Raw genomic sequence first — 19,969 nt, 5'->3', positions numbered from 1 at the left:
TCATGCTATTTAGGGCATCTGCGGATAAAAATAAATTGCTTCTTGCCCAGGAAACGATCTGTTTCTTTCCATAGTTTATAATCGTACGCTATGAGTTCATTGAGTGCATAATCCCAGATGTTGTTATCGAAGCGACATTCTCCGATAAATGTACCTCCGGGTTGTCTGCTCAGGTAAATTTTAATCCAGTAGAAATCTTTGTAATCATGATCGGGTTCAGTGATCTCTCTTTCAAAAACTTCTTTGATAGCAGGATAAAGAATATCGGGGAAAGTGTTGTCCTGGTGCCCGTCAATATCATCCATGAAGGCACCCTGCACCTGCAGGTGACTGTAGTTAAGATGGAACTCATCGCCGGTGGGACTTTTGAGTTCATAGACAGGCTCATAATAACCTAGCAGACATTGGAAGAAGCCAGTGAGGAAACCTCTGAAAAATGTATAGGCTCCCTGTGACATGGATTCTTCCGGATCAGTGCCGATGGCCGCCATTTCTTCATACATGATATTGTCTCCCTTCAGGCGGATCATAAAGGCCAGGTGATATACTTTTACATCATTGCCGTGGTCCTGTTCGCCTAAAACGTTACAAACAATTTCAAGCTCTAGCTCCCGTAAATAAACGATATCGTTTACAGCTTCGATGGTAAGGGTAACGGGTACTTCAAAATCAAACGATTGAATAGCGTTCGCGAGATTGGTTGCCAGTGTGGGTACAAGTACATTCGTTTCCATGCGGGTTTGTAGGTTAGTTTCGACAAACTTATTAAATTTTCGGCTATTAATTGCCGTGGTTGGTGCATGGCCCCCTGCCGGAATATGCTTAAATTGTTTGTTCATTAAACCCCCATTGTTATGATTATAACTAGCAAAGCCTTCAGCGGATTTTCTGTCAATGATATTCAAAAAGCGAAAACCTTCTACCAGGATAAACTGGGGATGGAAGTGACGGATGGACCTATGGGTGTGATGGAACTGCATATAAATAACGATTCGAAAGTTCTGGTGTACCCTAAGCCAACGCATACCCCAGCTTCTTATACGGTATTGAATTTCCCGGTAGACAATATTGATCAGGCTGTGGATGAGCTGAGTAGTAAGGGTATCCGGTTTATAAAGTATGGCGGGGAGTTAAATACAGATGATAAGGGGATTTTTAGGGGCGGGGGGCCATTGATTGCCTGGTTTGAGGATCCTGCAGGAAATATATTGTCGGTGATCGAATCGCCGGGGAATGGCATGTAGAAGCCCCCGTTGGTAATTCACTGTCTGTAGGCTAATCGCCAGAGAATAGCATGTAGAAGCCCCCTCTGGTCATTCACTACCTGTAATCGCCCCCCGGGAAAAACATATAATTCCTGAAAGGCGTACCTTTGCGCCCATGGATTATTTTAAAAAGCTACTGGATCTGCTGAAGACTGAAAGAGAAGAAGATCGGCAGTCCTATATTTCACTCACGGAAAAAACATCTGTAGCCGAACGCCGCGCCAACGGCCTCTCCTGGTACCCTATTGCTATCAGGGGAACCGAAATGAGCCGCGGAGACTACCTGACCGTCGAAGTAGAACGTACCACCCACCAGGACATCTCACATCAACTGCGCTTTGGCGTATCTGCCGTGCTGTTCTCCAACCACGATCCTAAAAAAGATAATATAGAAGGTACCGTCTCCTACCAGAGCGGTAACCGCCTGAAAATCACCTTACGCACCGATGAGCTCCCGGAATGGGCAAACGACGGGAAATTAGGCATCGACCTGTCTTTTGATGACAACAGCTACGATGAGATGCAAAATGCCTTAAAACAGGCATCAGGAGCTGATAAAAATCAGCTCGTACAAATCCTGACTGGTAAAAAGTCGCCTACCTTTAATAATGAACTGCCAAAGTTCACCCATCCCCGGCTCAATGCCTCCCAACAGGATGCAGTGAACAGAATTCTGGCCGCCAATGAACTGGCTATCGTTCACGGCCCTCCGGGAACCGGTAAAACCACGACCCTCGTACAAGCTATTAAAGCCCTGTATGCTCAGGATCGTAAACAGATCCTCGTAGTCGCCCCCAGCAATACGGCTGTAGACTTACTGAGTGAAAAACTCTCAGACGAAGGCATGAATGTACTCCGGGTAGGTAACCCTGCAAGGGTGTCTGAAAGACTCATGTCGCTCACTCTCGATAGTAAAATGGCTGAACACAACAGCATGAAAGAAGTGAAGCGCCTGCGCAAACAGGCGGGTGAGTTCAGAGACATGGCGCATAAATACAAACGGAACTTTGGAAAGGCAGAACGTGAACAACGCAAGGCCCTCTTTGATGAAGCACGGAACATTATGAAGGCTGTGGAAAACACGGAATCTTATATTGCTGAAGACCTCATTCATAAAGCACAGGTGATCACGGCTACTTTAGTAGGTGCCAACCACTATACCGTGAAGCAACTGAAATACCATACCGTAGTGATTGACGAAGCCGGACAGGCACTGGAGCCTGCCTGCTGGATCCCCATTCTGAAAGCAGAGAAAGTGGTACTGGCTGGTGACCATTGTCAGCTCTCCCCTACTATCAAATCTGACGAAGCCGCGCGTAACGGTCTTGCACATACATTATTGGAGAAGTGTACGGAGTTGCATCCTGAAGCAGTCGTATTGCTGGAAGAACAGTATCGTATGCATGCTACCATCATGGGCTATTCTTCTGCTATCTTCTATCACGATAAACTGAAAGCACACGCTTCTGTAGCAGCGCACCTGCTCTTCTCTGCAGATAGTCCTTTGTCTTTTGTAGATACTGCCGGTTGTGGTTTTGAGGAAAAGACGGAAGGTACCAGTACAACGAATCCTGAAGAAGCTGCGTTCCTGTTTAAACACCTCTCCCAGTTTGTTGATACATTGAACACACATTACCAACCTGCAGATTTCCCCAGTATTGCGATTATCTCTCCTTATAAACAACAGATACAACTGTTGAAAGAGCAACTGGAACATTCACCGGCACTACAGCCTTTTGGAAACAGGATCTCCGTGAATACCATCGATAGCTTCCAGGGACAGGAAAGGGATATTGTGTATATCAGTATGACGAGAAGTAATAGTGATAACAAGATCGGTTTCCTTTCTGACATCCGGCGTATGAATGTGGCGATGACCAGAGCCAGGAAGAAACTGGTGGTGATTGGAGATAGTGCTACGCTGTCCCAGCTGCCGTTCTATGCTGACTTCATTGCATATGCAGAAGGGAAGGATGCTTACCAGAGTGCGTGGGAATTTATGGATAGTTGATTGATGCCCCCACAGACATACACAAAAAAACGAGGAAAAATTAAAAAACCTTCTCAATACACATTAGGTACCCGAATAAAATGAGGCTGACCAAAAAGTAATGGTCAGCCTCATTTTATTCGGGTACCTGATGGAGCCCTGTCATCGTTTAAGCAATTGTCAGGACCTTCATTTTGCTTTTTGGTCAGCCTCGTTTTTTTATTTCAGGTCTATAGAAGTATTACCTACACAAATCACGTATTAATACGCTAGGCGTTTCTTTTGGGGACATCTACCTTTGTTTCACCACAACAAAGCTAAAGTTTCGTCACCCCAAAAAAAACGTCATGGAAAATCTGAAGATTCCCGGTCTGTCAGCGGAGCAACTATTTACCCGCCAGACCTTTTTATTGCAGTCATTCATTTCACAGCCTGCTATCACCAACACCAACACTACATGGGAAGAACTTTCCTGCGTAGGCTACAATCCTTCCAAAGGCAAGTTGGAAGCGATTGTAAGCATCAAGCAAGCTACCGGTTACAGCGGTGGTCTCTGTACCAATGGCTCTAAAGAATACGTCCGCTTCTTTGTAGACTTCAAAGACGGCAGCGGTTTCCAGGATATGGGATACACCAGCTTCAAGGTAGCTGACATCTCTGAAGCACCTGCGGGTCCGCAACATCCATTGAAGTATATGACATTCCTGTACATCAATGATGAGAAATACCGCCGCTTCCTTGCCTGTAACCAGGCCGTGATACCAACTGTAAGAGCGGTATTATCATGGAACAGCATCCCCTCTGCTAACCCAAACGACAAGCCATACTATGGCAATGTGAAAGATGTGAATATTCAACTGCCCCGCAAAAAGTTCATCATCTGGAATGATATCTTCACCATCCTGAATGTGAAGGAGAAACCAGACTTTCTCGCGAACATTGACCTGCAGGCAAAAGTTGATTTACCAGCTTTAGCTCCTGTGCCGCCTTTAGAACAATTGTACACGACCTACAAGCGTGCACAGGTACCTGATCATCGTACGTTCTATCCTTCTGTAATAGCGAAGATCAGTAATGGCACCAAGCTTTATAAAGCGGCTTCGGGCTATAATCTGACAGATATTGCGCAGCTGAAAGTAGATATCAGCGCTATCTCCAAGATCATTCTGCAACCTGTAGGACAAGCGGATGTGACCTTTGAAGAATTGACCTGTGTAGGGCTGAATACCGCACAGGATACTCTGGGCGCTGTAATCAAAGTAAAGAAGAACAGCGGTTTTAGCGGCGACATGTGTCATGCAGGTTCGCAGGAGCATGTGGCTTTCTGGGCTGACTGGGACAACAACGGCACCTTCACGCAATACCTGGGTACTGCCAGTGTAACCGTACATGATATCAGCAATATTCCTGAAGATGGTCTGTACTACAATGTAGACCTGCCTATTAACCTGAAAGGTCGTATTAAAAGCTGTACAACACCGAATATTATCAGGGTACGTGCAGTATTGTCATGGTCTTCCCTCCCTTCTACTACCAATCCGAATACACTGAATACCTGGGGCAACAGGATAGATGCAGTGGTACAGATCCGTCCAAGCCAGGTAGCTCATGTAGATGCGGAACTGACACTGGTGGGTGGTGTGGACCGCGATGCCATCGATCCGGCCAGCTTCCTGGTAAATGCAGCATCCGTTTCACCTACAAGAGATAACAACCGTCCTTATGGCGGCTGGGTGAGCTTCCATGGCATCATTGACCGTAATGGTTTCAATGGTGAGATTAAATACAAGATCGAGTACAAGCAATTTGGTGCTGCTGATACCACTTATGCCCCGGTATCCACTGCTGAAAGCTTTGCGATGATCGATTTCAATCCTGATCCGAACCTGGAATACAGCGATGCACAGAACCCTGCCGATGGCTGGTTTATTTACAAAGCGAATCCGGCACTGGGTATTTACAATGAATACAATTACCTCGCAGGTTGGAGCACCGGTGGACAGGCAGATGGTAATTACACCATTCGTTTCTCATACACAGATGCATCGGGCAATGTTGTTCACAAGGACACCTTCTCTATCGTGATTTGCAACGAGCCAATAACGATTAGTCCTACCGCGAATACCACACTGGATCTCAGCAAAACACTGGACCTGATCATCATCGGTGGCGATTGCCATTGCTATGATAAGACAGCGGCGAAACACATCATCAATGGTGAGCTACGTGCTACGCATCCATTCTTTGCCAACTGGGATTTCAGTCTGCAGCCGTCATCGCATACAAATGGAGCAGCCCCTGCACCATTGAATCACTACTACCATAGTATCGGTGATACGGGTGATAGCAGTCTGCCATGGTCACTGGATGTTGCGGCTATGGATACCTGCGGATATGCTTTGAGCATCTCAGCAAATACAAGGGTGATATTGAACAGTAATACACAGTTCCCATGGTATGGAGTGAAGGCTGTGGGATTCTCTGTATCGCAGAAGTGCCCTAACGCATAGTTGTTATTTTTAGTTGCTGAAGGCCATTCTTTTACCGCTGGTAAAAGAATGGCCTTCCTGTTATGATTTCTCCTGATGATTTTTTATTATTACGATCTACGAATTTTATTTACAGGGTCTCAACTTTCATTATCAGGAACAATGAATACAAAGAACGGCTTCTTAGCTGCTTTGCTACTATTGGCAATGCCGGCTTTTGCACAAAAAGAAAAAACCTCTTTCCAGATTGCAGAGACATGGTGCCCCGAATAAGATTTGCGGGCGGATATTGCTATTATGTATGGCATGGATAGTACAACAATCGTGGAAAGAGAAGGGCCACATCTGCCCCACAGTTTGTTCTATTAACTGTGTGTGACGCTTGAAAAGTTTGCGCCTTGTGAACGAAAGTTTACAAGGTGATTTATTAACCCTACAGCCTGTTCAAATCGTTCCTCCCAATTGCCACTGATCACTTCGTACTCAATACCATATTTCTCCAGTACGTTTCTGTGTGATACATCCAGTTCATTTCTTGCAGCTTCATCTATACGGGTACCATCCTGTACGAAAGGAACGTCATTGTCCATATACAGATAGAGGTCTGCTTTATTGATGGAAAAAATTTCGTTTTCAATTTGCATTTTTTTCCCAAAGGCATATTCACCATAGGAAATAGTGATATGAATATCTGTATCTATAATCAGCAAAGGCGCATCAGTAGCTTTTATTCTTGCAGCATGTGCAGTGGCAATCGCATACAGATCATGCATACTGAAATCGTTGGAGTCTGCTACAATATCCCGTCCTGCTTCCATCACAGCAGCTGCATTGAAATGGGTGGCGAGCCGGCCTGTTAAGGTAGTCTTGCCAGTGGATTCTGTACCCAATATCACCACCTTTTTCATCATCGTCTTTTTCACACTATCGGGCAGGTATGGCCATGCTTCCCATAGGTTATTTCTCACCATCGTGGCGGAGACAGGGACTATTTTCCGTTCCGGATCAAAAGGGATATGTGTAATACCCATAAAGCCTGCTACCAGTTCACCATAAGGTTCTGAGGTAACTAAGATGTTGTAATCAGGGAGTAATTCTTTGAATGCGACCGCCCATACTTCAGATACACTTGCAGAAGTAACTGAGGTACCGGGCAATATATTTTCATCATAATGATAAGTAAGGATCTCTACCCGTTGTTCCTGTCTGAACGTTTCATCCAGCCATGATTTTCTCAATACCCCGGGCATGGTTTCCTGATCACTCACACAGATCAATACAGTGAGGAAATCGCACTTTGTGAGGGCAAAGCGGATCATTGCCTCATGCCCTTTGTGAAAAGGCATAAACTTCCCAAATACAAACGCTTTACGCATACCGCAATTTTTTACGCCACTGCCACAATCCCCAGGATGCGAGTCCTAAAAAGATGGCATACTCTATTGACAAAAAATTAATTCCTTTCACCAGGTATAGGCCTACACTAATTATATCTACGATAATCCAAAAGATCCAGTTTTCCAGTTGCTTTTTTGCGAGTAATAGTGTCGCTAAGATACTGGCGACTGTTACAAAAGAGTCTACATATGCATAGGCGGCAGGTACGGGGAGATAAACAGGGAGCCATATATGCAACTGTTGAATAACAGTGCCTAAAATAATCGTACCAATTACCTGGCTAATGATATACCATTTTATGCCTTTTGCACTGAGTCTTGTAATAGGTACATCGGCCTGATTACTTTTCCAGTGATACCATCCAAAAATGGTAACCACAAAAAAGAATACCTGCAGGAACATATCAGCATACAGCTGTACCTGATAAAATAAAATGGCCAGTGCCACTTCGTTAACAATCCCTGTGGGCCATGTAAGCACATTGCCCCTGGATGCATAGTAAACAGAGATGAGACCGGACACGGTACCCAACAGCTCGATGTTGCCAGATATTTTGTAACTGCACCAGCCCTTGAAAGAAATGATCTTTTTCATCAGAGAGGTTCCCATTCGTTCTTCTGTCTTTTGCAATAAGGGTATCCGCTACACCCAGCCAGGCCATGTCATTTTTTTGATGTCCAGCCATGACATTGAGTTTCCAGGTGCTTTTATCATAGAACAATCCACCGCTCACAAAGATAGATTGGGAGTGATTGGCAGAATGATATTTATAACCATCCGTGGCCACCTGCGAAGCACGTATATAGAGGGCTTTGTGATTCCTTACACCCGTTTGGTATTCACCAAAGAGGCGGTAGCTATTGTAAGCGCCGTAACCGCCACCGATAGTAGTTTTGGCGGAGTCTCTTACATCCGGGGAGAAGAGCTGTACACTCCCTGCATAGCTGGCAGCACCATTTTTAGAAATACCTACACCTCTCTGAACCTGGATATTGCTGATAGAGTTGAGGATGTCAGGGTAGTTGGAAAAATAAGCCCCCTGATCTTCCGGTTCATTCAGCGGCATACCGTCGAGGGTGGTGTTGATACGGGTTTGGTCCATACCACGCATTCTGTAATAAGAGTAGCCCTGATAAGAGCCGGCATCTGAATATACAGTGATTGAAGGGGTTTCTGAGAGTAAGAATGAAGGTTCCTGACCGGTGTTTTTCTGGTCAATGACTTGCATATTCAGGTTTTGGTAGGTGACAGGCGTAACCGTGTTCGCCTTGTAGATGACTACCTCACCTAGTTTCTTTTGGGTCGTAATTGTATCCTTATCCTGGGCGTTGACAAACAAAGTCCATAACAATACTGATACAGTGGCAGATAGATGTCGTTTCATATATTATATTGTCCTCTAAATTGTTATTACTGGGTTATCACATGACTATGGCATAGGTGTGAATTAATGTAATTATTACACAAATATAAGAATTGGTTGGAAAAAACAAAACAGGATTTTATTACGATAAAAATCAGGCATTCATCCGGGCACCTGAAGAATAAGTTCTCCTTACCGTTATTAACAGGTCACTATAAGGACATTAGAAGTACATCTATATATCAATTGGATATTGAGGTGATAATTAAGTGACGTATTAGTACTCATTTGGCGTTATTGTCGCACTATTATTTGAAAGAATTCTTTTAATATTGAACATATAACCCCAAAATTGTTATTTATGGCTATTGTTAAAGACAACTTACTCCTTTATGCCGTCCGGGGCACCCTTGGCAAGCAATTCACTATTTACGAACGGAATGACCAGATTATCATTGCCAAAAAGCGCGGACCATCAAAGGGAAAACCGACAAAAAATCAGCTGGCAGCGAGGTATAAAATGCGCGTTGCGGCAGCCTATGCTAAGGTGATCATTCAGGATCCGGAGCTGAAGACTTATTATAAGTCGCTGGCAGGACCCGGACAGAATGCTTATAATATGGCTGTAAAGGATGCTTATAAGTCTCCTGAAGTACAGAATATCAGGTTCGAAGAAGAGACGGTGGTAGTTACTGCTAAGGATGAATTCCGGGTAGCAGAAATGCAGGTACGGGTGATAGATAATGATGGTGTCATTCTTGAAAGAGGTGCTGCTGTATTAGGCCGGAATGGCGTGGATTGGTATTATAAAGTCAATGTGTTGCCGCCAGGAGGAAAGGTGATTGTGGTGGCGGTGGATTTACCGGGGAATGAAACGGTGAGGGAATTACTAATCACGTAAAAAAAGCCGCCTCATAGATGTATGAGACGGCCAGTTATTTATTATTTCACCTGCAATAGATACTTGTGCATATCATCACCGGGCTTCACTCCTATTTTTTTCAATTTAGATAAATAGTAGCTTTTCACATCTTCCCATTTGTAATACGGATAACAGGTAGTCTTAACAGGCAATGCAACTTCTCTCTCATTCAGTAAAACTTTGAGAAGGAATTGCTTTCCATTGCTGTAAATGATCCACTGAATATTCGCACTCAATGGAATGATATTTTCTGCCTTCCAGTTTTTATCAAAATCATAAATACTGGCAGTGGGTACGCTTGCTTCCCTAATTCCCATCAGCGTAGCTAATGGAGAAATCGCTTCTGCATGAGAGAACCTTAATACGGCATCTTTATTCAGCTTCCCTTTTGTCAGCGCATCGGTAGAGGTAACCAGATCCAACAACAAAGGCGCTGCAATTCTTGATTGTATACCTAATGTATCCAACCCTGCACCTTTTTCAAGAAAGTCTGCTGCATTGTTTATTTTGTTCAGCCATTGCAGGTCTTCCTGTGTAAAAGCTTTTCCGAAATCAAAATATACCTTTGCCTGCTGCATTTCCATCACCAAAGAAAACTGGATACTGTAGAGGTCATATAACCATTCTGCGACTGCGGTTTGCTCTTTTTCTGACAGGGCAGTCGTAAAGATTCTTTTACAGATGTCACCAGCTATTTTCCGGGAGAGCGGATCCTGCTGCAATGAATCTACTCTCTCTGCAATCACTTTTCCCTCTTTAAATGAATTATACGCCGGTGAAAGATCATAAAACCGAAGCACATTCTCATTCGTGTCCTGCACCAGCTTAAACTCTTTCTTTCCTTTGTAATCTGCAAATGCTTTCAGGAATCCATCTGCACTCTGTCTTGTTCTCTTCTTATGCGTTACCTCTATCGTTATACCGCGACCTTTGAAAGCAGCGGCCTCTCTTTTGATTAATCGTTCTGCTATGGCATGCTGCTCCGCATTGCCCAGCAAACTGATATTCTCGTAATTATTTTTCTCTATCTCCAGGAACTGTGCTGTCATCACTTTGATACTATCACCCAGTGGCGTCAGTGCCGACTTGTTTAGCAATGCCAGCAACTTTACATCACTCCCTGCTTTTGTCATAAACCGCGCACCATGCCTGCCTGTGTAATTCACATACGCGGCCGTATATCCTTTGGGTACCGGTGTATAATTCGCCTGTTTAAACGGATATGGTGTCTTTGTGCCTGTATAGCCCTGCCCTACAGCAGCCACACTCAATAATAAAAAGAATACGATCTTATACATACTCATTATTTAGAAGCCAAACTGGTAGTATAGTGTTGGTTGCCGGTTCCATCAGACTGATAAGCACCCATATCCACACCCGGTTGAAGAATAGTGGCACCATAAGTACCACTTGTCGTTACCTTCGCCTGTGCCTGGAAACTATCTGCATCACCCTTTCTCAGACCAGGAGAACCCGGGAGCAGTGACCAGTTGTAAGACTGTGCCGTAAGGATCGTCAATGGCATTTTTGATATATCCAATGGAGGTGTCACAGTAGAAAAATCAAACTGATCTACATCGTATGAACCAAAGAGAGGATTCTTATCTTTTACAGATGCACTGCTAATGTCAGCACTACCTGCTCTGGCCACACCATCAGTTGCATTGAACTGTTTGATCATGTACTGTGCATTGGCATAATAATACTGGTTGTTATGCGCAATGTGTGTAGTATCCGCATCTGATGTAACTCTCAGTCCAAAGCGACAGTTTACGATTATGTTGTTATAGATCTTACCCTGCGCACCTTTTTCATAGTTGATAGAACCACCACGACCTGACTTCACCTGACGCATACCGCCATTCAGTATCGTGTTATTGTAAACATACACATTTGTCTGCACAGTCGCACCACCACTGTTAGAAACTTTGAAAGAATTAGTAGCTGCGCCGATCGATACATTGTATGCCACATCCCCTACTGTACCTGCTTTCATGTTCAGGGACTCACCACCTGCTTTACCACAGGCTTCAAAAGTATTACGCATAAAGCTGATGTTACCATGCAGAATGCGGATACCATCGTCCGTACTACCATAGAACCAGGAATCTTCTACAATCACCTGACCATCGATATTCGTATAGCTGAGGAAGTTACGCGGATCGCCGGAAGCAAATACCGCCGGATCAGCTGCATCACCTGCAGGACCACCAGCAAATTCCAAGTGTGTCCACTTAATAATTACATCACCACTACTTGCGCCACACTGAATACCACCCCAGAAACCCGCACCGATATTTGATGTGGTACGCAGGCTATCCAGTACAGTGATGAAGTTGTTGTTATCTTCTGTACCCAGACTGATGAATGTACCATTACAAGTGATCTGCGGACTGGTAGCGGTTGTTTTACCATCACCCAGTGCGATCAGTCTGGTACCTTCCTGCATGAGTAAAGTATCGCCTGCATTGATCGTGATATCAGCGCTGAAGTAATAGGTGCGACCTGATTGAAGCGTTCCTTTTACAGAACCGGTCAATGTATCGGACGTAATAGTCTGGCCTACTGTTACAGAAGCCGTAGATACCTTTACAGATTCTTCTTTATGACAGGCACTGAAAGCAACTCCCAGTAAGCCTAACAGCAATATATTTTTTGTTTGCATTGTGATCTTATTTTGTTGGTCTTATAATTTGAATTTTACACCCAGCAGGTAGTTTGCACCATAAGTATCTTTACGAACAAATGTGTTCTTGCCCAATGTCTGGTAAGGCACACTGCCTGTGATACCACTTGCAGTATAAGGTTGTCTGATCTCCAGTTCGTAAGGTGTATTCAGGATGTTGTTCACCTTCGCATACACAGCGAAACGCTTGCAGAATCTCTTTTCGATAGAGAAGTCCATCTGCGTAAAACCTTTCTGCCAGATATCGTTATCCAGGAACTGTGATACGGTGTTGATCCTTCTGCTGGTATAACCCAGTGCCAGCTGTGCGTTCAGACCCAGTTTGTTGTCATCTTTGAATAACAGGGAAACGTTTGCCACGTGTGCAGATTGGCCCTGCAGTGGTCTAGTCTGATCTACCTGTTTCTGAGAAGTACCGGTAGTTGTGCTATAATATAATGTCTTCGCAGTAGTGATCGCAGAGTGTGTATACGTGTAGTTTGCTCTTACACCGAACTTGCGCAGGTATTTGGTTACATCCAGTTCAAAACCGTAGTTGCTGGCTTTACCAAAGTTGTCCGGCATGTAGTATACATTGGTACCTACGTTTTCCAGTGCGTATTCAATTGGGTTGTTCAGTCTCTTGTAGAATACACCTGCCAGTAACTGATCCAGTCCTTTGGGATAGTATTCATAACGGAGGTCAAAGTTATCGGCAGTAGTTCTCTTCAGGTTAGAGTTACCTTTCTCCTGGTAGTCAGCATCCGGATCGCCACCTGTGTGTGGGATCACTTCGTAGAAGTTAGGACGGCTGATAGCAGAGTAGTAAGATAAGCGAACTGCCTGATGCCTGTCGATAGTGTATTTCAGCAAACCACTTGGCAATACGTCGTAGTAGTTGATAGAACCGGTTTTGCCGGAAACCGTTTTAGGTACGGCACTGTTCCAGTTCAGTTCAGTATGCTCATAACGGGCACCACCTGTCAGTTCTATTTTGCGCCAGGTGATCTTTGCCATTGCATACCCCGCACCTACGTTTTCAGTAGCGTCGTAGTTGAGCGCATTGGTAGAAGTACCTTCGCCATTGAATACGGTGAAGTTGTTATTATTGATATTGCCGTCGTAAGTCTGTGTGCTTGGATCGGTAGGACGCAGGGTGTATGCATCGTACGTGCTGGTCCTGGTTTTGTTGCGGTACATACCACCTACAGACCAGTCAACCTTTGCATCTGCGATATCAGTTTTATAAGTGAAGTTCAGGTAACCGGCTTTGTCCTGGTCTGAGTTGCGGGTGAACTCACGGGTAGAAGTACCATCCAGGTATAGTGGAGATTGTACCAGTGCACCTGTCGTTGCATCCTTGCTTACACCGGTAGTTAGGCTCAGGGTCGCTTCGTCAGGTCTGTTGTCAGAAGCTTTGCTATATACAGCGGACCAATCCATGTGCAGGCGTGGCAGGATCTCGTGGTTACCACTCAGGGTAGTGTTGAAGATCTGCTGTACATCGTGGTAAGTTCTGTAGCTGTTGCTGATACGACCCGTTCCTTCGCCGGTACGGCCCAGGATCAGGTTGGTGTCTGACTTACTTCTGAATTCATTCTTCGCCAGGTTCATGTAGGCTACATATAATTTGATCTGGTTCCTGTCATTCAGTTTCAGGTCAAATTTGGTATGCAGGCCACTACGCTGCTGCTGGATAGAGTAATTCCTGGATTCGATGCTGGTTACTTTTGCATCGCCGTTGTTCATGTCTGTTTCAGTATCGAAGAAAACAGAGTTTACATTACGGTAGTTATTCTGATAGCTACCTGCTACGATAATACCCAGTTTATCTTTCCATACACGACCACCTGCAGACAGGTTGAAGAGGGTATTGATCGGATTCTGTTTGGTATTGTAAGTGAAGGCGCTGTTTGGAAAATCCTTCATGGTAGCCTGATAACCTGCAGCGTTGGTAGCACGTGGAGATGCATCCAGACTAGCGCTGTGATTGAAGGTCGTGAAGTCCTGATGTGCAAATTTATCTGCATAACCCACAGCGGCATTTGCCCGGATGGTGAGTTGATCAGGTGCATCTTTCATCACCATATTGATCGCACCACCAATCGCATCGCCTTCTCTGTCTGGCGTGAGAGATTTGATCACTTCCAGTCTGTCCAGCAGGTCAGCAGGGAAGATATCCAGTGGTACGTAACGGTTTTTATTGTCAGGGCTTGGGATCTTGATACCATTTACGAGGGTGTAAATGTACCTTTTGTCCATACCTCTGATGATCGGGTACTGGCCTTCACCATTGGTGCTTCTTTCCAGAGATACGCCGGAGATACGCTGAGAAACGTTGGCTACGGAGAGGTCAGGAGAGATTTCGATGGTTCTGGCAGCAACGGAGTTCATGACTACGTTGGCTCTTCTGTCGGCCTGCATGGCGGAGGCGGCAGTCGTTTTATCGTGCTTGCCGGAGATGTCTACGGCATGGAGCGCGCGTTCTTCTTTTTCCAGCGATACTTTCAGCGGTGCGCCGGCAGAGATGGTACCGGAGAAATGTTTATATCCTACATATTTTACATGTACAGGGTAAGTACCTCCAGGAAGGTTTCTAAAAATGAAGGAACCATTGAGTCCGGAAACTACAGATTGTTGTTTTCCTCCAGCTTCGATAGTGATGCTGGCACCTGATAAAGGGTCGCCGGAAAGTTGATCAATAACCTGACCAGTCAGACTGATCTTTTGAGAAAAGGCTGAAAGTGTCCCAACAATCAGCATAATGAAAAGAAAGAATTGTCGCTTCATTGTAGCAGTTTTAAAAAGCTGCTGCAAGTTGAATAAAGGTGCGTTTGAAACCGAAAAACAGGCGTGAACAAAATGTAACAGCGTGAACAGGAGCGTATACAAGACGGCAACAAGGCGTTTTAAGTAATTGAAAATCAACACACACATTCTACATTAACAAATTGTTACCGTAACAGGGGCGTAGCATAATTAGTTGCATTTGTCTACGGCAAAAGATGTTTTCGGAATTTTGATTGTAAAAAATCCGGAGATTTTTACCTTCATAGCAGGTCGTTTTAATCCGCTTTGTTATAGCGAATGAATAAAAGCTGATAAGCTTTCGCCCTCATCCAAACCTAACTTTTTACGCAACCTATACCGGCTTACCCGCAAACTATCGGGAGAAATTGCCAGCAAAGTGGCCATATCTTTTGAGTTCATATTGAGTTTTATAAGCGCTGCCAACCGTACATCATTATGACTCAGATCTTCCTTTTTCTTCCGGAGACTGGCAAAGAAATCCTGGTGGATCTGTTCAAATACATCCCGGAATTCATTCCAATACTCATCGTGATTAAAACTCACATTGATCTGTTGGAGCACGTGTTGAATCTGTTTCTTCTGATCCCGTTTATCATCTTTCGCCATTACCTCCAGTTTTCCCTTCAGTTCTTCCAGCAACTGGTTTTTCTGGATCATGTGGAGGGTATTGGAGGCCAGTTCCTTTCCTTTTATCTCCAGTTCCTGTCTTAATTTATCTTCCTGCAGGTCTTTATTTTCCAATGCTGTCTGCATCAGTTGCTGCTGTGTGGCATGCATTAACCGCTGCCGGCTCAGGACCATGCGGCCTAATACCAATAATAATATAATAACAACGATGGTCGCGATGGTGATAATGATGTGGATATCCCGGGTATGTTCCAGCCCAATGATCTCAGCATCTTTTTTATTAATATCAAATAAGACACTGAGAAAGGCGGTCTGCCGGTTATTTTCCAAAGAGTATATATCGATGGTGGCTTTGCGGGAGAGTTCTGCGTATAAATAAGCGCTGTCTTTTTGCTGCATGAGGGCGTAAGTTTTACCTAAATCCCTGTAAGCGGCGCCTTTTTCATAGAGGTCATTGGTTTTTTCTGCCAGCAAAAGTGCTTCCCGGGTACGAATGAGGGCTTCATTGTATCGGCCTGTCTTGCGGAAAATGTCTCCGAGGTTATTGAGCACTTCGATGCTGGCTACACTTTCGTGTTCCTGTTCATAGAGGTCATAGGCATGACTATAATAATAATATGCGGAGTCGAATTTTGCGAGGTCTTCATAAATACTACCGATATTCTCATAGATCTTGGCCATCCCCTGCTTCTTGGCAAGGTTGCTATATTGCAACAAAGCCTTGCGCTGGTAAGAAAAAGCACTGTCATATTTAGCGCTTTTCTCATATAAGTGCCCTATTTTTCCATAGGTCACTGCCAGTCCTTCACCATCTCCGGATTGCTTATAGATAGATAAGGCCTCGTCATATTCTTTACGGGCGATGGGGATCTGCCTGTTATAATAATATAATATACCCATATCATTCAGGTTGGCAGCGAGCAGGTCTTTCCGGTTTTGTTCACGGAAGATCTTGTCGGCCTTGAGATGATATTCCAAAGCTTGTGGATAATTGCCCAGGTAATAACAGATATTACCCATCTTTTGAAGAGAGATGCCGGTGGTGACATGATCTTTTTCTTCAATAGATTTACTATACACTTCCTTCAATTTCAAAAAGGCGGAGTCGGGAAATTCCAGCGTAGTCTGTTCCGATTGATCTACCTCCTGTGCAAATGCACTGTTCACTGCCAATAATAAGCACAATAAGAAAATACGCATACTGATGGCAAAGAAACACCTTTAATATTAAGTAATTGTTAAGGCTTACTATTCAGGATATCTCTGATCATTTTACGGATTTCCAAACTTACCTGGGCACTCTTTTTTAATTCTGTTTTTGTGAAGATAATGCCTGCTACCTGGTGTACTTCATCCTGCCACGGATGGGTACCAAAAGCACCGGGACTGCTTGTTTCCAGTATTTTTCCATCAGTGCTTACCACATCAATCCAGTTGCCGATACCATAGCGTACCGGTTTTTCCGGCTGGGGAGAAAAAGGATTTCGGGGGTAAGGGGTGTTCTCTATTGCTGCATCATTTGTCTGGTCCTGTAGCATGGTAGCGATGGCGGCTTCGCTTAAGACCCTTCTATTATTATAGACGCCTTTGTTCACAATCATTTCAAGGAAGTGTAGGTAATCAGTAGCCGATGTTCTCACCCCACCGGCAATCATTGGATTACGAAAGCTCATAATAATATAATTCGCATTCATATCACAGGGGTTCCCTATTTTCTCATTGAAGAGTGCCTGCCATGATTTGCCGGATACCACTTCTGCGATTCTACCGGCCACCTGCATACTTACGCCGCCATAGTTAAAGTAGGTACCTGCAGGATGAATCATATCAACATAAGCGGCAATGGAATCGACCGCTGTTTCGAGGGTCATAAAAGGCCTGCCTTCATAGTGCTGATCGCTATTGCCGGGGAAACCGGAGGTGTGCGAGAAGAGCTGGCGAATGGTGATATGCCCTTTGTGATATTTTGTAAAAATGGGCAGGTATTTGCCGACGGTATCTGTCATGGATAATTTTCCTTCATCTACCAATGACAGGATCACGGCACCTGATAACCATTTGGAACAGGAAGCTATGAGTCGTTTATCATCTACACGCAGGCCCAGTTCTTTTTTATAAATGACCTTTCCATTTTGGGATACCATTACGGCTACGCCATTATCATAAGCAGCGGTATGCGCTTCGATAAATTTATCGACAGCAGAGAAATCGTATTGTTGCCCACAGACGATCGTACTGTACAGGCAGAGTAGGATAATCAGTATTTTGCTCATAGTTCGAAGGTACATGATCAACGAGGTCTGCTATTATTTTTCCCCGCGAAGCTGTTAAATTCCACCCTGAATTTCGTTTTCTTACAATACAGCCTCCTGTGAAAGTTGGAATTTTGAGTAATAAAAATACAAACAATATGATTCTGATTACAGGCGCTACCGGCAATATCGGTACTGAACTCGCAAAACAACTGGCTGCACAAGGGATTGCATTTCGTGCATTGGTAAGGTCTCCTAAAACCATTGAAGGGGCAGAGACTGTCATTGGAGATATGAGTAATAAAAATAGCCTGGTAAAAGCATTGCAGGGTGTAGAAAAAGCGTTTTTATTAACCAACTCATCTGAAGAAGCAGAACAGTTACAAAGTAATTTCGTGGAAGCCGCTGTTGAAGCGGGGGTGCAACACATCATAAAACTCTCCCAGTTTGCAGCAGCCAAAAACTCTCCGGTTCGGTTCTTGCGTTATCATGCGGCAATTGAAGAAAAGATCATTCAATCTGGTATGGCCTATACTTTTTTAAGACCTAACTTATTTATGCAGGGGTTATTAGGCTTTGCAGATCTGATCAAACATACGCATCAGTTTTATGCAGCCATTGGCGATGCTGCAATTAGCCTGGTCGATATCAGGGACATTGCAGCAGTAGCGGCGATTACCTTGACCCAACCCGGGCATGAAAATAAGATCTATGATCTGACAGGACCGGCCGCTATTACCCATGCAGAGATGGCAGCGTATTTATCGGCAGCGACCGGGCAGCAGATTTCGTTTGTAGATGTACCTGCGGCAGCCATGCGCCCTGCATTGATACAGGCAGGATTTCCGGAGTGGCAGGCAGATGGCTTGCTGGAAGATTATGCACACTATGCAAGAGGGGAAGCAGCAGGAATCAGTGCTGCAATTGTTGATGTAACAGGCACCCCTGCCCGCAATTTTGCTTCATTTGCCAATGGGTATGCCACGTTTTTTGCCGCATAATTCACCGCCATTTTTAGCTGTTTCACCCGGATTATCGCGGGTTGTTTTCCCTGTATGCATGACCTTTATAGCATGCATACAGGACATTACAGAGGCGGCATATTGATCTTTCTGGCAATATTGATCATTGCAGAAATCATCTGGAGCTGGAAGAAAGATAAAAAAGCTTACCAGTTGGATGAGACGATCACTAATATTTTAATACTGGCAGGGTTTCATTTATCTAAATTGATCTTTGCCGGGTATCAGTTGTGGATCTTAGGATTTGCAACGGATCTTGCTCCTTTTCATTTGCCGCATACGTGGTATACTTTCATACTTACTTTTATTGTGGCTGATTTCATCTATTACTGGTTTCACAGGACCTCTCATCACTGGGCACCGTTATGGGCCTTTCATCTTATTCATCATTCATCACCGTTGATGAACCTCACAGCGGCTTACAGGCTGAACTGGTTCAGTGCATTGATCAGTCCTTTATTCTTTGTACCTGCGGCATTGATTGGATTACCGCCCGATTTTATTGTTCTTTCCTATGCATTGAATTTACTGTACCAGTTCTTTTTGCATACGGAAGCTGTGGGTAAACTGGGCCCAATTGAAGGAGTACTCGATACACCTTCTGCACACCGGGTACATCATGGCACCAATCCCCTTTATATTGATAAAAATTTCGGCGGTGTGTTCATGATATGGGATAGGCTCTTTCATACTTATCAACCGGAGACAGAGAAAGTCCGATATGGATTAACGACCGGGTATATCAGTAAGAATCCTTTTGTACTTGTCTTTTACGGCTTCATTGCTTTATTCAGTCATAAACTAAAATTAAAACCATGAAAAAAACCATCGTTCTATTATCAATGTGCATCAGTTCATTGGCCATAGCGCAAACAGTTCCGCAAACGAACAGGGCTAACCGTCAGGCAACTGCTACACAGAATGCGACAAACAGACAATCTACCCGTACTTCAAATACTGCCAACAGACAGGCCGCCACTGCCGATGGTGTTGTGACAAAAGAAGAAGCCAAACAAACGGCAACGACTAATAGCGCTAACAGGCAGGCTGACCGTACGACAAATAGAAGTAACCGTGCAGCTACTGTGCAACAAAACAGGAATAACAGAAGAAATCATTGATATCCAAAAGGGGATGCTCACCACATCCCCCCTTTTTTTAGTAA

General features: G+C 44.3%; 16 protein-coding genes. 7 read left to right on the top strand and 9 right to left on the bottom strand.

Going from position 1 to position 19,969, the window contains the following annotated elements:
- Window positions 1–5: 5 nt before the first annotated feature.
- Entirely contained in the window at window positions 6–839 is an 834-nt protein-coding gene (locus QQL36_RS16080) for a DUF6348 family protein (protein ID WP_321570264.1), read from the bottom strand.
- A gap of 15 nt (window positions 840–854) precedes the next feature.
- Here QQL36_RS16080 and QQL36_RS16075 point away from each other — a divergent pair, with 15 nt between their 5' ends.
- The 3 genes from QQL36_RS16075 (at window position 855) to QQL36_RS16065 (ending at window position 5,765) form a co-directional block, all read left to right on the top strand.
- A complete protein-coding gene (locus QQL36_RS16075) occupies window positions 855–1,244 on the top strand; it encodes a VOC family protein (protein ID WP_083722716.1) in 390 nt (129 codons plus the stop codon).
- 136 nt (window positions 1,245–1,380) lie between these two features.
- A complete protein-coding gene (locus tag QQL36_RS16070) occupies window positions 1,381–3,276 on the top strand; it encodes an AAA domain-containing protein (RefSeq protein WP_321570263.1) in 1,896 nt (631 codons plus the stop codon).
- Between the two features lie 326 nt (window positions 3,277–3,602).
- Window positions 3,603–5,765, top strand: a complete 2,163-nt coding sequence (locus tag QQL36_RS16065) for a hypothetical protein (RefSeq protein WP_083722718.1) — start codon at window positions 3,603–3,605, stop codon at window positions 5,763–5,765.
- 344 nt (window positions 5,766–6,109) lie between these two features.
- On the opposite strand, the gene QQL36_RS16060 is transcribed toward QQL36_RS16065, so the two are convergent.
- The 3 genes from QQL36_RS16060 to QQL36_RS16050 are packed head-to-tail and all read right to left on the bottom strand — an operon-like array spanning window position 6,110 to window position 8,526.
- The gene (locus QQL36_RS16060; protein WP_321570262.1) at window positions 6,110–7,120 is read right to left on the bottom strand and encodes an AAA family ATPase; all 1,011 of its coding nucleotides are present in this window, start codon (window positions 7,118–7,120) and stop codon (window positions 6,110–6,112) included.
- Window positions 7,113–7,622: a nicotinamide riboside transporter PnuC gene (gene pnuC, locus QQL36_RS16055; RefSeq protein ID WP_321570261.1), complete on the bottom strand. Its 510-nt coding sequence runs from the start codon at window positions 7,620–7,622 to the stop codon at window positions 7,113–7,115. The genes QQL36_RS16060 and pnuC overlap by 8 nt, the downstream gene beginning before the upstream one ends.
- Window positions 7,594–8,526 (bottom strand): TonB-dependent receptor plug domain-containing protein, encoded by a 933-nt coding sequence (locus QQL36_RS16050; RefSeq protein ID WP_321570260.1) that lies wholly within the window; start codon window positions 8,524–8,526, stop codon window positions 7,594–7,596. The genes pnuC and QQL36_RS16050 overlap by 29 nt, the downstream gene beginning before the upstream one ends.
- A 340-nt stretch (window positions 8,527–8,866) precedes the next feature.
- On the opposite strand from QQL36_RS16050, the gene QQL36_RS16045 reads away from it, so the two are divergent.
- Entirely contained in the window at window positions 8,867–9,406 is a 540-nt protein-coding gene (locus tag QQL36_RS16045; RefSeq protein WP_321570259.1) for a hypothetical protein, read from the top strand.
- Window positions 9,407–9,447: 41 nt separating this feature from the next.
- Here QQL36_RS16045 and QQL36_RS16040 read toward each other — a convergent pair whose 3' ends face one another.
- From QQL36_RS16040 to QQL36_RS16020, 5 genes are all read right to left on the bottom strand, one after another.
- Window positions 9,448–10,725: a histidine-type phosphatase gene (locus QQL36_RS16040; protein ID WP_321570258.1), complete on the bottom strand. Its 1,278-nt coding sequence runs from the start codon at window positions 10,723–10,725 to the stop codon at window positions 9,448–9,450.
- Between the two features lie 5 nt (window positions 10,726–10,730).
- Entirely contained in the window at window positions 10,731–12,092 is a 1,362-nt protein-coding gene (locus tag QQL36_RS16035) for a hypothetical protein (RefSeq protein ID WP_321570257.1), read from the bottom strand.
- Window positions 12,093–12,113: 21 nt separating this feature from the next.
- A complete protein-coding gene (locus QQL36_RS16030) occupies window positions 12,114–14,882 on the bottom strand; it encodes a TonB-dependent receptor (RefSeq protein WP_321570256.1) in 2,769 nt (922 codons plus the stop codon).
- 288 nt (window positions 14,883–15,170) lie between these two features.
- The gene (locus QQL36_RS16025; RefSeq protein ID WP_321570255.1) at window positions 15,171–16,730 is read right to left on the bottom strand and encodes a tetratricopeptide repeat protein; all 1,560 of its coding nucleotides are present in this window, start codon (window positions 16,728–16,730) and stop codon (window positions 15,171–15,173) included.
- Between the two features lie 38 nt (window positions 16,731–16,768).
- Window positions 16,769–17,803 carry a serine hydrolase domain-containing protein gene (locus QQL36_RS16020; RefSeq protein ID WP_321570254.1) on the bottom strand — a complete coding sequence of 345 codons (1,035 nt, stop codon included), beginning with the start codon at window positions 17,801–17,803 and terminating at the stop codon, window positions 16,769–16,771.
- A 137-nt stretch (window positions 17,804–17,940) separates the two neighbouring features.
- On the opposite strand from QQL36_RS16020, the gene QQL36_RS16015 reads away from it, so the two are divergent.
- The 3 genes from QQL36_RS16015 to QQL36_RS16005 all read left to right on the top strand — a co-directional run bounded on the left by QQL36_RS16015 (window position 17,941) and on the right by QQL36_RS16005 (window position 19,925).
- Entirely contained in the window at window positions 17,941–18,783 is an 843-nt protein-coding gene (locus QQL36_RS16015) for an SDR family oxidoreductase (protein ID WP_321570253.1), read from the top strand.
- Window positions 18,784–18,855: 72 nt separating this feature from the next.
- Complete coding sequence (locus QQL36_RS16010) at window positions 18,856–19,623, top strand: sterol desaturase family protein (RefSeq protein WP_321570252.1); 768 nt, start codon at window positions 18,856–18,858, stop codon at window positions 19,621–19,623.
- Entirely contained in the window at window positions 19,620–19,925 is a 306-nt protein-coding gene (locus QQL36_RS16005; protein ID WP_083722729.1) for a hypothetical protein, read from the top strand. The genes QQL36_RS16010 and QQL36_RS16005 overlap by 4 nt, the downstream gene beginning before the upstream one ends.
- Window positions 19,926–19,969: the final 44 nt, after the last annotated feature.

It is taken from the genome of Chitinophaga sp. LS1, assembly GCF_034274695.1.
GTDB lineage: Bacteria > Bacteroidota > Bacteroidia > Chitinophagales > Chitinophagaceae > Chitinophaga.
This window is presented reverse-complemented; position numbering and strand designations above follow the sequence as displayed.